Source organism: Gilliamella sp. W8145, assembly GCF_016101145.1.
Taxonomy (GTDB): Bacteria; Pseudomonadota; Gammaproteobacteria; order Enterobacterales; family Orbaceae; genus Gilliamella; species Gilliamella apis_A.
Genome location: NZ_JACFRC010000001.1, coordinates 792184 through 809004, shown reverse-complemented (window position 1 = coordinate 809004; position 16821 = coordinate 792184). Strand labels below are relative to the sequence as shown.

The window sequence follows — 16821 nt, the reverse complement described above, 5'->3', positions numbered from 1 at the left end:
GAATAAAGAAGAGGATTATTAAGTTGCTAAATGCACAACAAAAATGTTTTACGCAAGCGTAAGCTTTATTCAGAAAAAGCTAACATCTAAATAAACCCCAAATACAACAAACGCTTTTTATAAAAAACTGAAAAATTTTGTGTAAAGGGTATATTTTTCTTAAAAAAAATGGCATTATTTAAACCGACATAGCTTGATTTATCAATCAAGTTTTAGAACTACCAAGCTACTCGTATTATTTATGTGAAAATAAGTAATAAACCGATCCACAAATATTAATGCAATTCTTAATTTCAAAGTACTATAAGAGCGTTTAATTCGTCATAAAGATATCAATAATTGTATTGTCAAACATAAAATAAGTTTTTGGTTATTCTGTATTTGTCTGCTTAATTAATATTTATTATTGGTATTGTTATATCTTGATTACTGAATTTTTTAACAATTTAAAATTTCTGTTCGTGCTTTATTTTTTATAAAAACATAAGGTGGAGCCTTACAAATGTTAAAATACAGTCGGTTAATGACATATCTATACGCTACTAGAAAATTAGCGACTAATTTCGGGATTAAATCTGCAAGATATACCACAAGATTTCATATTCGATATTACTCATTATTTCATTTACTTAATCAATATTCCAAAAGGCTACTATTAACGCAAAAATTATATGATTTTAGTCGTTTAATCTTTATTGTTAATATTATTCTGGCGACTAATGCTTATGGTTTAAATGTAATTAATATAACGACATCCAACGCCATTCAGGGCCACGAACCCTATTTTACTATTGATAATGGTGCCAGCAAACTAGATAAGTTTGATGATTTTTTTTGGATCACTTTATCAGATGGTACAACTATCCAAGCTTCACAAGATACTTCTAGCTTCAATAACCCGATAGAATTACCATTAGACATGGAAACCTTTGCTAGTATCAAAACTTTTGTTCCTTTATATAGTGCCGGTAATGCTAGTTATCCCAAATTAGATATGGCGGAGTTGTTAAAAACACCTTATAGTTATTTTGGTGATGATGATGGTGACGGTTACGATACTACTGGAGAAATTACCGCCACAGCAACAGGTAATCTCAGTTTAAAGTGGGAATCGCCGTATCCTGGTCAATCCACCTTTTATGACATTACGCCAATAGTTCAACAAAATATCAATGCATTAATGAATAACTGTAATGGCCCGTATAAATTAACCATCACTGCCAGTGATACCACATTAATCACACCTTATGGTGATCCCCAACAAAACACTATTCCCTCTAGTAGCCATTCTTATTACATCAAACCGAATAAATTATTAGCAACGACTTGTTATGCTCAACCTAGTTTGGTTTATCATAATCAAATTCTTCCATCAGGAGGTTATGACGTATCGGGTAAATTATGGGACGAAGGGTATTCCTCTAATGATGGAGGAATAACACGCATACCAGGTAGAGGATATAAAGTTATAAATGCCTCAAATAGCGGTGATTATAATGGTGCAAATCAGGTATTTAAGAACAACTTTCCCAGCACTGGCTCTCATGGGTTATATTTTTATTTAATATTTGGTGGCGTTGATCCTCAAACTGTCTTAAATGCTAATGGCCCAACAGTAAATGCAGAAGAAGGGGGAAATGTGACCTTATCCCTGAGTGCAGGCTCGACTGAGAAATGGGAATATTTCGGTGGTTCCTTTGGAATAATCGAACCTGCTTTAAAAGTAAAGTTAAACGGACCACGTTACGATTCAAATGATAAACTATTTAGGCCATCCACTTTTAAAATATATCTTGATAGGGGTAAAACTAAGTTACTGTATGAATTTAGATTAATGCGATGGTACATTCCTCAACCAGTTGTCAATTATGCCAAGAGTACATCGTCTTTCTCTGAAGTTATTGCTGCTCAAAATAAGGCTAAAGAATATTGTAGCAATTTTGGTTTTGGTTATCGTTTAGCTGAAGTCAATGATTATGTCAATACTCTGACTCCAAAAAATGGATGGAATATTGGTATCCCCAATCGAAATGGTACATGGTATTCTCGTCAGTTAAGTTATCGAGATAATGGACAATGGATTGGTGGAATTAATAGCGAATGGGGGTGCATGGTTAATGATTGGAATGCGACAACGCAATATTCACTTCAGTGCTCAGGCTATTCGGGCAGTGATTGGGATTCCTATTATTACTTAACCGCCAGTCAAGCAAGCAATGCAACCGTATCAGCCAATAATGGCAAACCAATCATTAATCATTTGAATTTTGGTATACCGCTTGTGTATGACTTTAACCAATATGGCGATATATACCGTATTGCTTGTGTAACACCTTAGTCTTAAATTTAAAAATTAAGCAAAGTCTATTTGTTAATTTTCTATTTTTTTAACTATAAATAGAACATTCATGGCAACGGAAAAATTGACAATTATTAAATTTATTTTCAAATGAGCTTCAATTTCAATAATATTATAAATATGAAGGTTATACAAAATGTTATGAAATGTAATCATTATTTAGTTTATTAAAGTTGTTTAGTAATGCTTAATTAGTCTATATATAGGACATTGAAATGGGGTTTTGATTTTGTTATTTTGTTGCGTTTTTAAACATGAATAGGAAATAACATATGAAGAAAGCATTAGTAACACTCTCAATAGTTATGTCGTTAACTGGCTGTAAAGTCGAGCTAGCACCAATAGTAAATCTAAGTGACATTAACAGTGAATCGGCTAAAACAGTACAATCAAAATTAATTGTTGAAGTTATGTCATGTAAAAGTTATGAAGATTCAAGACAAGAGTCATCAGATGTAAAGGATGCTAAAGAAGCTATTGCTAAAGTGTTTAATAATGCTAAATATATTGAATGTTATACTGAAAAAATGGATTCAAAAGCGTTATTTGAAATTCCGATTACGGTGGGTGGTAAAAATTCAGTTGATGGTATTCAAATTACCAATACGGATATTGGCGGTGGAATGGTAATTAAAATGTCAGATAATTTAAAACATAATTTTGAACGTCAAAAAAAAGCATCATTTATTGATATAAATCCACTAATAAAAATAACCATAAATAATGACATCAATAAAGATCAAGATATTGTTGTTCATGGTATTTTGGCAAATAATAAAACTTACCTTCCTTATTCATGGTATAATATAAAAGCAAATGAAAATCAAATATTTAATCTATCTGATGTTTCGGTATCTTCGTTGATTCAAAATGGGGAAACGCTGGTATATGAAGATTTTGATAAACGTGTTGAGATAACAAAAGCAGAATAATAAATAGTCAAAAACCCTCATCAGAGGGTTTTATATTATCTTAACTGAATCAGTTTTGACGATCTTTTAGCTCAATTATTAAAATAACCATATGAAAAATATTTAATTATAATTATTTTTGCATGGTAATTAAAATAATTACTGTAACAGGTGAATATTAATAGTAGAAAATTTCCTTTATTTTTTAGCAAAAGCTTTTGATAAAACTTAAATAATCAGAGTTAGTTAACTATTTTTCATAAAATCATGAGCGCCAGCCAGAAATAATAACCACAGTTCCCAATAAAATAATACCCGCGCCAATTAAGTCAAAACTAGACAATTTAACATTATCAACCAATCTAAGCCAAATCATTGATACGATAATATAGATACCGCCATAGGTAGCATAAATACGGCCACTTGCTTCTGGATGTAATGATAGTAACCAAGCAAATAACATTAAACTTAGTATAGCTAATCCCAAAAAACAATGAGATGCTGTTTTTTTGAACCAAATATAGACACAATAGCAGCCAAAGATTTCAGCTAAAGCAGTTAAAAAGAAAAGACTAATAATTTTCAGCATAATGTAATCCTAAAAGAATCAATATAACTATTTTATCATAATGCATTGTGTTACTTGTTGGCAATTTACAGGCATGCATTTATCATTGAAAAGTAATATGCTAAAGATTATTTATTATCGATTGGGGTAATACCGACCCAAGAGGAGAAAAAATTCCTATGTATATTAATGTTACAAGAATGGGATAAGAAAACTAAACAATACCAAAAAGTTTTATTTATTCTTTATGCAGGTAAATAATTATTTAAAATTAATTGCCCAGTGATAAATAAACTGACAACAAATTAAATTCGTCTTTTTAAAAAAGCCTTATAGCAAATTATACCCCAAAAATTGAGAAGAGGGGGGTTTTTAATCACATCTAATCCAATATTGCTTGATCTTTCTGGTTAAAAATTGAATCTACATCAAATTAGGCTATAATGCCGCATCGTTTAATTTTTGTTATTAAAGATGAATATTGGTTTTATTGGCGCAGGTAAAGTGGGTTGTACTTTGGCTAAATATTTTAGTCTTTGTGGTCTGCAAATTACTGGTTTTTATAGTCGTGATTATCAACAAACACAAGCGGCAAGTGAATTTATTGGTAGTGAAGCATATTTAACTTTATCTAACTTAGTAGAGGATTGTGATTGTCTATTTTTGACAGTGCCGGATAGTCAAATTAGTTCTGTATGGCAAGAGCTTAGTCGATTGCCGATTGAGAATAAATTAGTTGGCCATTGCAGTGGTTTGCAGACATCGCAGCTATTTACTATCGATCAGATTGTTCATCCTTTAGCTTTTTCGTTACACCCTTTATCGGCAATTTATGATCGTTTTATCTGCTACAAGGACATGGCTAAGGTATCTTTCACTTTAGAAACCAATAATCCCTTAGCATTAGCTAAATTACAACAGATGTTGTCACCTTTGGTTAATGCGATAGCAATATTATCGGCAGAACATAAAGCACTTTATCATGCGGCTTGCGTTATGCTAAGTAATCATGTTATTGCCTTAGCTCAAGTTGGCAGTGATATGTTGGCTAGGTGTGGTTTAGATCACCACTTTTGTCAACAAGCGTGGCATAATTTATTTTTAGAGAATGCCAAAAATATTTGTAATGTTGGTACGTTAAATGCATTAACTGGTCCGGTTGAGCGTAATGATGCAAATACTATAAAACAACATTTACTCAACTTACCTGCTGATATAAAACCTTTATACCAACAATTATCGACAAAATTACTTAATCTTAGTCGGCAAAAACATCCTAATAGGGACTATCATCAATTAGAACTGGAGCTGTTACCTTGAAAAATACAATTCTAACTTTACAACAACGTAAACAAAATCAACAAAAGATCACCATGTTAACTGCTTATGACTACACAACGGCAAAATTGATGGACGATAGCGGTGTAGATTGTTTATTAGTTGGTGATTCATTAGGAATGGTGATGCTAGGTTATGAAAGTACGGTTTCTGTCACCATGGAAGATATGATTCATCACTCTAAAGCTGTGGCAAAAGGTGCTAAAAACGCATTGGTTGTGACGGATTTACCGTTTATGTCTTACCATGCTTCTGTCTATGATGCTGTACATAATGCTGGTCGCTTGATTCAAGAAGGCAATGCACATGCTGTAAAACTAGAAGGGGGGCGAGCATTTTGTGAACATATTAAGATGATCGCTCAAGCATCGATTCCCGTTATTGCCCATATCGGTTTGATGCCACAATCAATATTAGCATTAGGCGGTTACAAAGTACAAGGTAGGGATTACCAAGCGGCTAAAGATATTATTTTGGATGCTTTAGCGGTAGAACAAGTCGGTGCTGCAGCTATTTTACTCGAATGTGTACCTGCCGATTTGGCTAAATTTATTTCTGAACTTGTTAGCATACCAACGATCGGTATTGGTGCTGGTCATGGTTGTGATGGTCAAGTGTTAGTTTATCAAGATATGTTGTCAATGTATGACGGTGTATCATCTAAATTTGTTAAATCTTTTGCGCCAATTGGTGATCAAATGAAGAAAGCATTTGCCGATTATTGCCAAGAGGTAAAACAGCAACAATACCCAGCATCAATACATGAGTTTGCCATTGATGGTGATATTATGACTCAACTCAAATCTGAATTTTCTAAATAGCCAGAAAGGATAATAATTGTGAAAGTTGTAACAACTATTGATGAAGTTCGTCAGCAAGTTAAATCATGGCGTAAAAACGGTGCAACCATTGGTTTAGTACCAACTATGGGGTATCTGCATGAAGGTCATCAGAGCTTAATGGCTGCGGCTAAACAAGATAATCAAAAAGTGATTGTCACCATTTTTGTCAATCCAATGCAGTTTGGCCCGAAAGAAGACTTAGCCAGTTATCCTCGTGACTTAGAACGCGACAAAAACGCCTGTCAACAAATGGGGGTTGATCTGCTCTTTTGTCCATCAGCCAGTGAAATGTATGATGCCAATTTTAATAGCTATGTGAATGTTAATGGCCTAACTGATGCGCTTTGTGGCAAAAAGCGACCCGGCCATTTTAAAGGTGTTTGTACTGTGGTTACTAAGTTATTTAATATCACGCAACCTGATCGAGCCTATTTTGGTCAAAAAGATGCTCAACAACTAGCTGTTATTCAGCGTATGGTAAGTGATCTTAATGTTGACATCGAAATTATCGGTTGCCCAATTGTGCGTGAAAGTGATGGGCTAGCTAAAAGTTCTCGCAATAGCTATTTATCGCAACAAGAACGTTTAGCCGCTACCTGTTTGTATCAATCAATCGAATGTGCCCAGCAAATGATTCAAACTGGTGAAAAATCAGTACAGACCATCTTAACTGAGATGCAAAATATCATAAATGCACAGCCATTAGCTAAAATTGATTATATTGAATTTGTTGATTATGCAACATTAACCGCGGTTGATCGTTTAAATCAAGATAGTTTATGTGCTTTGGCGGTTTATATTGGTAAAACCAGATTGATTGATAACTTTATTTATCATCATTAGTATTTACTATTCTAATTGTTCATAACGTTAAGACCACTTGCTAACAAGTGGTTTTTTTATACTAATTTCATTGTTATCTGATTTAAATTTGATTTAATCAAACACTTTATTCGTCTAGTAATTTATTGTTAAATCATTTTACGGTAGAATAATCACATTTTTATGCCTTGAATTAGGATTGATAGCTTTATTATGAAAAACACGACTTATAATCCACAAGAAATCGAACAACCTATTTATCAACATTGGGAGGAAAGTGGTTACTTTAAGCCTAATGGTGACAAATCTCAGCCAAGTTATTGTATTGCTATTCCACCACCAAATGTAACTGGTAGTTTGCATATGGGACATGCTTTCCAACAAACTATTATGGATGCGCTAATTCGTTATCATCGTATGCAAGGCAATAACACGCTTTGGCAATCAGGTAGTGACCATGCCGGTATTGCAACGCAAATGGTGGTAGAACGTAAAATTGCTGCTGAAGAAAACAAAACTCGCCATGATTATGGTCGTGAAGCGTTTATCGAAAAAATTTGGCAATGGAAAGCAGAATCAGGTGGTAGCATCACTAAACAGATGCGACGTTTAGGTGATTCGGTTGATTGGGATCGCGAACGTTTTACTATGGATGAAGGGCTTTCAAATGCGGTTAAAGAAGTTTTTGTAAGACTCTACCAAGAAGATCTGATTTATCGTGGTAAACGCTTAGTTAACTGGGATCCAAAATTACGTACCGCAATTTCTGATCTTGAAGTAGAGAATCGTGAAGTAAAAGGTTCAATGTGGCATTTACGTTATCCATTAGCGGATGGTGTTAAAACTGCAGAAGGCAAAGATTATCTAGTTGTCGCTACAACTCGCCCTGAAACATTATTTGGTGATACTGGTGTTGCCGTTAATCCAGAAGATCCTCGTTATAAAGATTTGATTGGTAAATTTGTCATATTACCATTTGTTCATCGCCGAATTCCGATTGTTGGCGATGAACATGCGGATATGACAAAAGGTACTGGCTGTGTAAAGATTACTCCTGCGCATGACTTTAATGACTATGAAGTTGGGCGTCGTCATCAATTACCAATGATTAACATCTTAACTTTTGATGGTGACATTCGTGCTCAAGCTGAAGTGTTTGATACTAATGGTGAGCCAAGTACTGCACACGCAACCGATATTCCGGCACAGTTTCAAAATTTAGAACGCTTTGCTGCGCGTAAATTAGTTGTTGCAGAGTGTGAAGCTCAAGGTATTTTAGAAAAAATTGAACCGCATGACTTAACTATCCCTTATGGCGATCGTGGTGGTGTGGTAATCGAACCTATGTTAACCGACCAATGGTATGTGAGAGCAAAAGTATTAGCGCAACCAGCTATTGCGGCGGTAAAAAATGGTGATATCCAATTCGTGCCTAAACAATATGAAAATATGTATTTTTCATGGATGAATGATATTCAAGATTGGTGTATTTCGCGACAATTATGGTGGGGACACCGAATTCCAGCTTGGTATGATAATCAAGGCAATGTCTATGTTGGCCGTGATGAGGCTGAAGTTCGTCGTGAAAATAATCTTGCAGCAGATATCGAATTGTCTCAAGATGATGATGTTCTTGATACATGGTTTTCTTCAGCACTATGGACATTTTCAACTTTAGGTTGGCCGGAAAAGACTGATGATTTAGCTACTTTCCATCCAACTAATGTGCTAGTGACAGGTTTTGATATTATCTTCTTCTGGGTTGCTCGAATGATTATGATGACCATGCATTTCATTAAAGATGAACATGGTAAACCACAAGTACCGTTTAAAACGGTATATGTGACCGGGCTAATTCGAGATGAAGAAGGGCAAAAAATGTCTAAATCTAAAGGTAATGTTATCGATCCTTTAGATATGATTGATGGTATTTCACTTGCTGATTTATTAGAAAAACGTACTGGTAATATGATGCAGCCACAATTAGCGGAAAAAATTGCTAAACGTACAGAAAAACAGTTCCCGAATGGTATTGAAGCGCATGGTACTGATGCCTTACGTTTTACCTTAGCCGCGCTTGCATCTACTGGTCGTGATATTAATTGGGATTTAAAACGTTTAGAGGGTTATCGTAACTTCTGTAATAAACTATGGAATGCCAGCCGTTATGTACTGATGAATACCCAAGACCATGATTGTGGCTTTAACGGTGGAGAGTTAGATTATTCATTAGCGGATAAATGGATCTTAGCGGAATTTAACCAAACCGTGAAAACCTATCGAGAAGCATTCGATACTTACCGTTTTGATTTAGCTGCTAATATCCTATATGAATTCACTTGGAATCAGTTCTGTGACTGGTATTTAGAGTTAACTAAATCAGTATTGGCAAATGGTGAACAGAATCAGCAACGTGCTGCTCGCCATACCTTAGTAACGGTACTTGAAGCCTTACTACGTTTGGCTCATCCAATCATTCCATTTATTACTGAAGCTATTTGGCAAAGTGTCAAACCACTAATGGCAATCAAAGCTGATACCATTATGTTACAACCAATGCCAGCATTTGATAGCAAATTAGTTGATGATAAAGCGGTTGCCGATATCAATTGGATTAAAGACGCTGTCATTGCGGTTCGTAATATCCGTGCTGAAATGAATATAGCACCAAGCAAACCATTACAGCTATTGATTAGAAAAGCATCACCAGCTGTACATCGCATAATTAGTGACAACGTCACGTTTATCGAGTCATTAGCAAGATTATCAGAAATTGTCTTGTTAGATGAAGGTGAAGTAGGGCCATTATCAGTCACTAAATTGGTTGATGGTGCCGAACTCCTCATTCCAATGGCTGGGCTTATTAATAAAGAAGATGAGCTAGCTCGTCTTGAAAAAGAAATCGCTCGTATTGATGGTGAAATTGCGCGTATTGATAATAAATTATCTAATGCTAGCTTTGTAGATAAAGCGCCCGCGGCAGTCGTTGCGAAAGAGAAAGAAAAACAACAAGGTTATATTGTTGATAAAGCCAAATTGCAAGAGCAGCATGCAGCCATAAAAAGTCTTTAACAACTTGAATAAAAAACCTCTCATATGAGAGGTTTTTTTATCTAATTAAACCGTTAACTAATCTTGAAGTAATCAAAATGGCAATAGCCAATAGTATTATCTGCTTCTGTTGCGGCAAAAATTCCTACTTTAGCTCCCACCCATTTACCTTTTCCTGCAGCGAAGCTAGGTTCAATTGAAATCCAGTCTGTCTCATGATCTTTATAGTAAAATTGACAGATACCATTCAATCCAACTTCGACTTTAAGTTGACAATGCTCAGAAGATAATTGAGTGATAATTTGTTGGTATTCGTCAACTTGACCTGAATCTTTCATCCAGCCATATCGATAATAAAGCTTATACTGTCCATTATCATAACCGATCATAATTGCTGCATAACGTTCACCATAAACGATTAAACCACCCAAATCACCTGTTTGTTTAGCATTCATTCTAAGTTGAGTTTGCGCTGTAAATTGCCATGCTGAAAATTTTTGTAGTAATAAGTTTGCTGCAAAATAGAGTGTTTGCTGTTGATGACGAGTAGGTAATGGATAACAACTTAAGGTTAATCCTTGATCACTTGCTATTAGCCAATCTGGATTAGGATTAGCCTGCCATTGCCACTGTAAACCAAATTTACCATGCTGGAAATCGTCACTGGTTTGTATTCTATACTCTTCTGAGTGATGGGACACAGTTGGTTTTTTATATGATAATACCGGTTGTCCTGTAAAGTCATTATAGATACTCTCACCAATGCGAGGCCAATCATCATCACCCCAATACATTGGCTGTAAATGAACAATACGACCATATAAATGGGCATCTTGGAAATGTACAAACCAGCACTCATTGTTGGCCAATTCGATCCATCCACCTTGATGAGGGCCATTGATTGTCGTATTGCCTTGAAATAGCACATTGCGTGCAGTCCAAGGACCCGTTAAATTACGACTACGTAACACCGATTGCCAACCATTTTCAACACCGCCAGCAGGTGCAAAAATGTAATACCAACCATTGCGCTTATAAAGTTTTGGTCCTTCAAGTGTCGGTAAATCGGCAGTGCCATCGTAAATAATTTGACCTTCGCCGATTAATTTTGACCCATCGTTGGCCATTTCAAACAGCTGCAATTTATGTTTTACACCACAACGACTTTGCGCAAAGGCATGCACCAACCATGCTCGACCATCATCATCCCAAAATGGACAAGGATCAATCCAACCGAGTGCTGATTGTAAGCAGTGTGGTTTGCTCCATTCACTCCAAGGATCAGTGGTATAAGACATAAAAATACCTTCATCAGGAGTACTAAAAAACACCCAAAGTTTTTCATCATGATACCGAATCGATGGCGCCCAAACTCCTTTACCAGGTTGGACTGCATCATAACCGGGTAAGTCCAGTGCATCAAAAACATGATTGATAATTTGCCAATTTACCAAGTCTTTTGAGTGTAGAATCGGTAATGCTGGCATATGGTTAAAGCTAGATGAAACCATAAAGAAATCATCATTTACTTTGACAATATCGGGATCTGAATAATCACCGCAGATAATAGGATTATGATAATAATCTAAACTCATATAATTAACCTTTAATTGTAACTATTACTTATCGACATACTATCCTAGTCATCACTATCTTTATTTCGTTGTCTAGCAAGTAAATCACTTTGAATTTTTTCCATCATTTTGTCATCTAATTTATAAAAACGCATTAACCACCAAAGTAATAAATATGAAAATGCTGGTCCAATAGTTAAAAGACCAATAATGCCCATTGTGGCTAATGGTGTTTGTTCCTCGACACCTGCTTGATAGCCTAATAAACCTAAACAAATTCCGACTAAAGCACCAGCGATTGCCATGCCGAGTTTTAATGCAAATAAATTACCTGAGAAAGATAGACCAGTTGCTCGACGTCCAAATTTCCATTCACCATAATCAGCAGCATTGGCCATCATATTCCATTTAAATGGTTGATACATGGAGTGGAAAAAGCCAATTAGAAAGTAGAGTGGAAAAATAATTGCTAACCACACTGGTGGAACAAAAAACATCACCACGCCAATAACAAATAACGTTAAATTAATATTTTTAAAGAGTTGAATTGCAGTAAAACGTTTAGCAAAATAACCAGCAGCCATTGCTCCTAATATAGTACCAACCACGGATGTTGACACAAAGGCAGATCTCATCGCCGTACCAGCTGCTGAACTGATTCCCCCCAACATCAAGTAAGTTGCATAGTATAGTGTTGCTGAACTACGCATAACGCCAGCCATACTTGAAAAGAAGGTAATAAGAGCCACAATACACCACTGATCATTGCCTAATAAGCATTTTAAATCTTTTTTAACACTGACATTTTTATCTTCAATTGGTACTACTCTTTCTTTAGTGGTTGCAAAACAGAATACTAACATACCAACAGCAATTATGCCCATCACTGTCATGGTTAACTGAAAACCGAGTTGCTTATTTTCTTTTCCTAACCAATCGACTAAGAATAATGTACCGATTGATACCATAAGCCCTGATGCCGATGAAATAGTAAACCGATAGGATTGCGCAGATAAACGATCTTTCTCATCACGAGCAATAACACCACCTAGAGCACAATAAGGGATATTAATAAATGTATAACAAAGCATTAATAATGCATAGGTAATGTATGCATATAAAAGTTTACCTGAATAACCAAAATCTGGTGTTGTATAAGTCATAACAGCTAGTACAGCATAAGGAATAGCAAACCAAATTAACCATGGTCTAAATCGTCCCCATCTTGTTTTAGTACGATCAGCGACCATACCTGTAATCGGATCGATAATAGCATCGAAAATTCGTGTAGCGAGGAACATTATGCCAACCGCAGCAGCAGAAAGGCCATAAATATCAGTATAAAAATAGGTCAAAAACATCGTCACTGAGGAATAGACAATACCACAGGCTGCATCGCCCATCCCAAAGCCGATTTTTTCCATGACTGATAATTTTTTATTATTATCCATCATAAACTCCTTTTAGTTATCAAAATATGATTTGCATAAAACTGTCATTATTTAATTATCGGTTGCGTTAACAACTTATTGAAAAAATAACAATAAATAGAGTTTATAAAATTCATTTTCAAAACAGTATTATGATTTTGCATACCTTAATTACGTTATATGGTTAATGTGATAGATATCACAAATTTATAACGCCATTTTGGACACAAATAATGTAGGAGGTATCGATATTTGACGAGCTTTAATGGTAAGAAGAACTGAATTCTCGAGGCTTATTTTGATAGTATAGATTAATTGAGTTAAGGCATTAAATAATGTATTAAAAAAACCTCTCATGGAGAGGTTTTTTATTAATTACATTAAAATTTATAACCAACACCAAGCATCATCACCCAAGGATCAAGTTTATACTTTGCAGTTACTTTAGTATTGCCCAGATGAGTAGTGGCTTTAGTTTCAATATCAATATAACGGACTTGAGCATTGACTAGCCAATTATCGTTAAAAGTATAATCGGCACCGACTTGAGCAGCCCAACCCCAAGAACTATCCAAATCTAGGCCATGAAAACCTGCTTTTTTGGCTTCGCCACTAAGTTTTTCATCAAAAAAGAAAGTGTAATTGACACCAAGTCCTACATAAGGTTGGAGTTCATAATTACTATCAAGTGGATACCAAACTGCGCTTAATGTCGGTGGTAAATGTTTAATTTTACCTAATTTTGCACCAGCCAATCCGGTAGAATTACCTCCACCTAGTTTAACTTGATGACTAAATGGTGTAGCGCCTAATAATTCGATACCGAAATTATCAGTAACCATATATTGAAAGTTTAGCCCAAGTTGCGTGTCATTATTAGCTTTGGCTTTAAGATCGCTTTTTGCTCCACCAACTTTAACATGATCACTTTTATCTTGTGGATGAACATAGACTGGACCGCCACGAATAATGATTTGATCAGCACTATGAGCGAAAGCTGCTGAACTGGCTAATCCAAATGTGACTAGCATAGCTATTGACGTTACCTTCATTTATTATCTCCTTATGTTACTTATATCTACTGACAATTTAACCAGAAATACGAGTTTAATTATCAGACCTTGCTGAAGTAAAAATCTTAATCAATTGAAGAAATATAGCTAAAAGTAATTAGTGATATGTTATCACTATAATTAGTGTATTGATATGCTGTTGAAATAATTTTCATCTAAATAATTGTTTATTAATTGCATAATTGATTCAGAGTCAATTGGTCGATATTGAATTTGTTTAAAATAACTTTTTGTAAACGAATTTAGGGCTTTCTAAGATGGATTTTAGGCTTTTAAAACCCCGTTCCTCAAATTTTTTGCTTGGTTGAGTTTTGGACGTTTTGTTATTTGGTGGCTATTTATATATGTTGTTTCCGTTTGAATAAAGAGTGTTTAAGTGAATGCTCTTTACCAACTTCCACGGCGACCACGCAAGTGGTCACGATGTGACAGCCTACCGCCTGCGTTCGCTTTTAATGCGTCTATGTTTGTCATGCTAACTTCACTCAGTTGTCAGCACATTGTTGATATCGTTAAATTAAATACTCCAAACTTATTTGTAAGAAATAGATTTTCAGTATTGGTACTAGCTGATTTTTTGATGACGCCATAGCCATTTACCACTAATAAGTCGATAATAAAAGAAAATACTTCTAATAATCCAATCTAAAAACATACCGAACCAAACACCAATAACTCCAAATCCAAAATAGACTCCAAAAATATAACCCACAACAATCCGACACATCCACATACTAGCAATAGCGACCCACATGGTATAACTTGCATCTTTCGCACCTTTAAAACCATATGGTAAAACAAAGGATGAAGCCCAAAAAGGGGTAAATAAGGCATTAAACCAAAGTAAATGTTTGGAGATTTCTATAACTTCTTTATCATTAGTGTAAAGCGAGCTTAATAATCCTGCGAATGGGATCGATAAAAAGGCTAAAAAACAGAGTAATAAACTGGTTAGATGAAAAATAAATTTAAGTTGCCGTGTTGGTTGATAAATTTGTCCCATACCAATACGTTTACCTACAATAATTGTTGATGTTGCACCAAGTGTTCCACCTGGTAAATTAAGCAATCCGGCAATTGAAAACGCAATAAAATTAGCAGCTATAGTTGAGGTGCCCATGCCTGCGACAAAGGTTTGCGTAAGCAATTTTCCGATATTAAACATTACCGATTCCACACTAGCAGGAATTCCAATACTTAAAATATCAATTAAAATTTTGCCATTAAATGAATGAAAATAACTACGGAGGGGAATAAATAACGCCCGACTTGGTTTTATGGTTAAGACTAATAAAATAAAGAACATGCCACAATAGCGTGAAATTGTTAAGCCGATACCTGCGCCAATAAAGCCTAATCCTTGCCAACCAAAAGCGCCGTAGATTAGCACATAACTGATCGTTAAGTTTAAAATGTTCATGATAATGTTTAAGTACATTGGTAATTTGGTATTGCCAGCACCACGTAATGCACCACAACCAACTAAAATAAAGGCAAGAGCGGGGTAGCCTAAAACGGTTAATCTTAGAAAAGTAAGCGTTAATTCCTTCACTTCAGGATCGGCTTTACCTGCAATAATTTCGACAATCCAATAACCAGAGAACTCGACAAACAAAAACAGTAAAATCGAAATTATTACTAACAAAGTAATGGATTGCCTTGCTGCGACCACCGCTTTTTTACGATTATGTCGCCCTAAGCTAAACGCCACCACCACAGAAGTACCGAGTGCAACTGCCATAAAGAATGACATGACAATCATATTAAAGCTTTCCGCAAGACCGACGGCAGCCATCTCGGCCTTACCAATCCAACTCACTAAAAATGTACTAAAAATCCCCATCAAAATGACTGACAAATTTTCAATCAAAATAGGCATAGCTAAAGGGTAAATTTCGCGCCAGAACAGCACATTATTTGAACGTCGTTTTTTATAAAGTTGAAGATTCTTTAATCGACTAACAAGTTGAAAATCCAATTTCAGGCCTAAAATTTTATTTAGAAAATTGAGTATATTATAACGCCTTTATTTGCTAAAAATGAAATTAAGTTTTATAAAAAAATCAAAATTAATAATTATCATTATCAATAGAGGATATCTCTATTTCAAGGCTTATAAATTATAAATAAATTAAGGAATGGAGTTTTTAAAGTCTAAAAATCTTACAAATCTTTTGTTTTCCGGAAGATCTATTATCAACAACCAGATCTTCTTATAGTGTCTAATACATTTGTTAACAAATCATGATTATTTTCATTTGGTTATTTATATATCTTAACAAAATCAGCAAAAACAAAAATTGCTAAAATGAATGAGTTTATTTATTACTTGTGCAGTAATAAAACGCATTTTTATTGAAATAAAACAATCAGAAATAGTAACAATGGATTGAAAATTCTAAAACACAATTGCCTAGAGGCCTGTCTCCAGCAAGTCATAATTTAGGATTATTTAACTGACGAAAGTTAGGTTATTTATTTCAGAATCAAACGTTATTTCTCTTATTTATAGATTATTTATATTTTTTTTAATTTTATTCAACGAATTCAAATTTAGTGCACGATTTTTGAGTTTAAAATCGATATTACATATATAGGGGCTAAGCAGACTATTAAGTATTTCTATAAATTCAGCCTATGCATTAAATGCAGGCAGGTCAATGAAATTCATGCTTGTCATAATCCATATCGTATAACCATCAGTGCAAGTAATAGAGAGATAAAGACTGCGTATGGTCAACCTAATGAGAGTGATTTTATTGGTGGTAGCCATAGTTATCAAAGCGAATCGAGAGTCGTCAGTGGCGTGTTATACTCAGCCAAATTTATATTTTGATAAAGCTTCACAAATGT

At 34.8% G+C, this 16821-nt stretch carries 11 protein-coding genes; 6 read left to right on the top strand and 5 right to left on the bottom strand.

The genetic code is table 11. The features are described from left to right. Positions 1-502 precede the first annotated feature (502 nt). On the top strand, positions 503-2338 hold the full coding sequence (locus H3T80_RS03625) for a hypothetical protein (protein ID WP_198200073.1): 1836 nt from the start codon (positions 503-505) through the stop codon (positions 2336-2338). A gap of 293 nt (positions 2339-2631) precedes the next feature. Beyond that, positions 2632-3291: a hypothetical protein gene (locus H3T80_RS03620; RefSeq protein ID WP_198200072.1), complete on the top strand. Its 660-nt coding sequence runs from the start codon at positions 2632-2634 to the stop codon at positions 3289-3291. A gap of 244 nt (positions 3292-3535) precedes the next feature. On the opposite strand, the gene H3T80_RS03615 is transcribed toward H3T80_RS03620, so the two are convergent. Next, entirely contained in the window at positions 3536-3859 is a 324-nt protein-coding gene (locus H3T80_RS03615) for a YnfA family protein (RefSeq protein ID WP_086364555.1), read from the bottom strand. Positions 3860-4312: 453 nt separating this feature from the next. Here H3T80_RS03615 and H3T80_RS03610 point away from each other — a divergent pair, with 453 nt between their 5' ends. The 4 genes from H3T80_RS03610 to H3T80_RS03595 all read left to right on the top strand — a co-directional run bounded on the left by H3T80_RS03610 (position 4313) and on the right by H3T80_RS03595 (position 9912). After that, positions 4313-5158: a Rossmann-like and DUF2520 domain-containing protein gene (locus H3T80_RS03610; protein ID WP_198200071.1), complete on the top strand. Its 846-nt coding sequence runs from the start codon at positions 4313-4315 to the stop codon at positions 5156-5158. Continuing rightward, positions 5155-5997: a 3-methyl-2-oxobutanoate hydroxymethyltransferase gene (gene panB / locus H3T80_RS03605; protein ID WP_198200070.1), complete on the top strand. Its 843-nt coding sequence runs from the start codon at positions 5155-5157 to the stop codon at positions 5995-5997. Before H3T80_RS03610 ends, panB begins: the two co-directional genes overlap by 4 nt. 18 nt (positions 5998-6015) lie before the next feature. After that, on the top strand, positions 6016-6861 hold the full coding sequence (gene panC / locus H3T80_RS03600) for a pantoate--beta-alanine ligase (protein WP_198200069.1): 846 nt from the start codon (positions 6016-6018) through the stop codon (positions 6859-6861). Positions 6862-7053: 192 nt separating this feature from the next. Continuing rightward, positions 7054-9912, top strand: coding sequence for a valine--tRNA ligase (locus H3T80_RS03595; RefSeq protein ID WP_198200068.1), 2859 nt, complete (start codon positions 7054-7056; stop codon positions 9910-9912). A gap of 53 nt (positions 9913-9965) precedes the next feature. Here H3T80_RS03595 and H3T80_RS03590 read toward each other — a convergent pair whose 3' ends face one another. The 4 genes from H3T80_RS03590 to H3T80_RS03575 all read right to left on the bottom strand — a co-directional run bounded on the left by H3T80_RS03590 (position 9966) and on the right by H3T80_RS03575 (position 15946). After that, positions 9966-11486, bottom strand: coding sequence for a glycoside hydrolase 43 family protein (locus H3T80_RS03590; protein WP_198200061.1), 1521 nt, complete (start codon positions 11484-11486; stop codon positions 9966-9968). A gap of 44 nt (positions 11487-11530) precedes the next feature. After that, entirely contained in the window at positions 11531-12916 is a 1386-nt protein-coding gene (locus tag H3T80_RS03585; RefSeq protein ID WP_198200060.1) for a glycoside-pentoside-hexuronide (GPH):cation symporter, read from the bottom strand. Between the two features lie 359 nt (positions 12917-13275). Continuing rightward, the gene (locus H3T80_RS03580) at positions 13276-13947 is read right to left on the bottom strand and encodes an OmpW family protein (protein WP_198200059.1); all 672 of its coding nucleotides are present in this window, start codon (positions 13945-13947) and stop codon (positions 13276-13278) included. A gap of 586 nt (positions 13948-14533) precedes the next feature. After that, complete coding sequence (locus tag H3T80_RS03575; protein ID WP_110447746.1) at positions 14534-15946, bottom strand: EmmdR/YeeO family multidrug/toxin efflux MATE transporter; 1413 nt, start codon at positions 15944-15946, stop codon at positions 14534-14536. Positions 15947-16821: the final 875 nt, after the last annotated feature.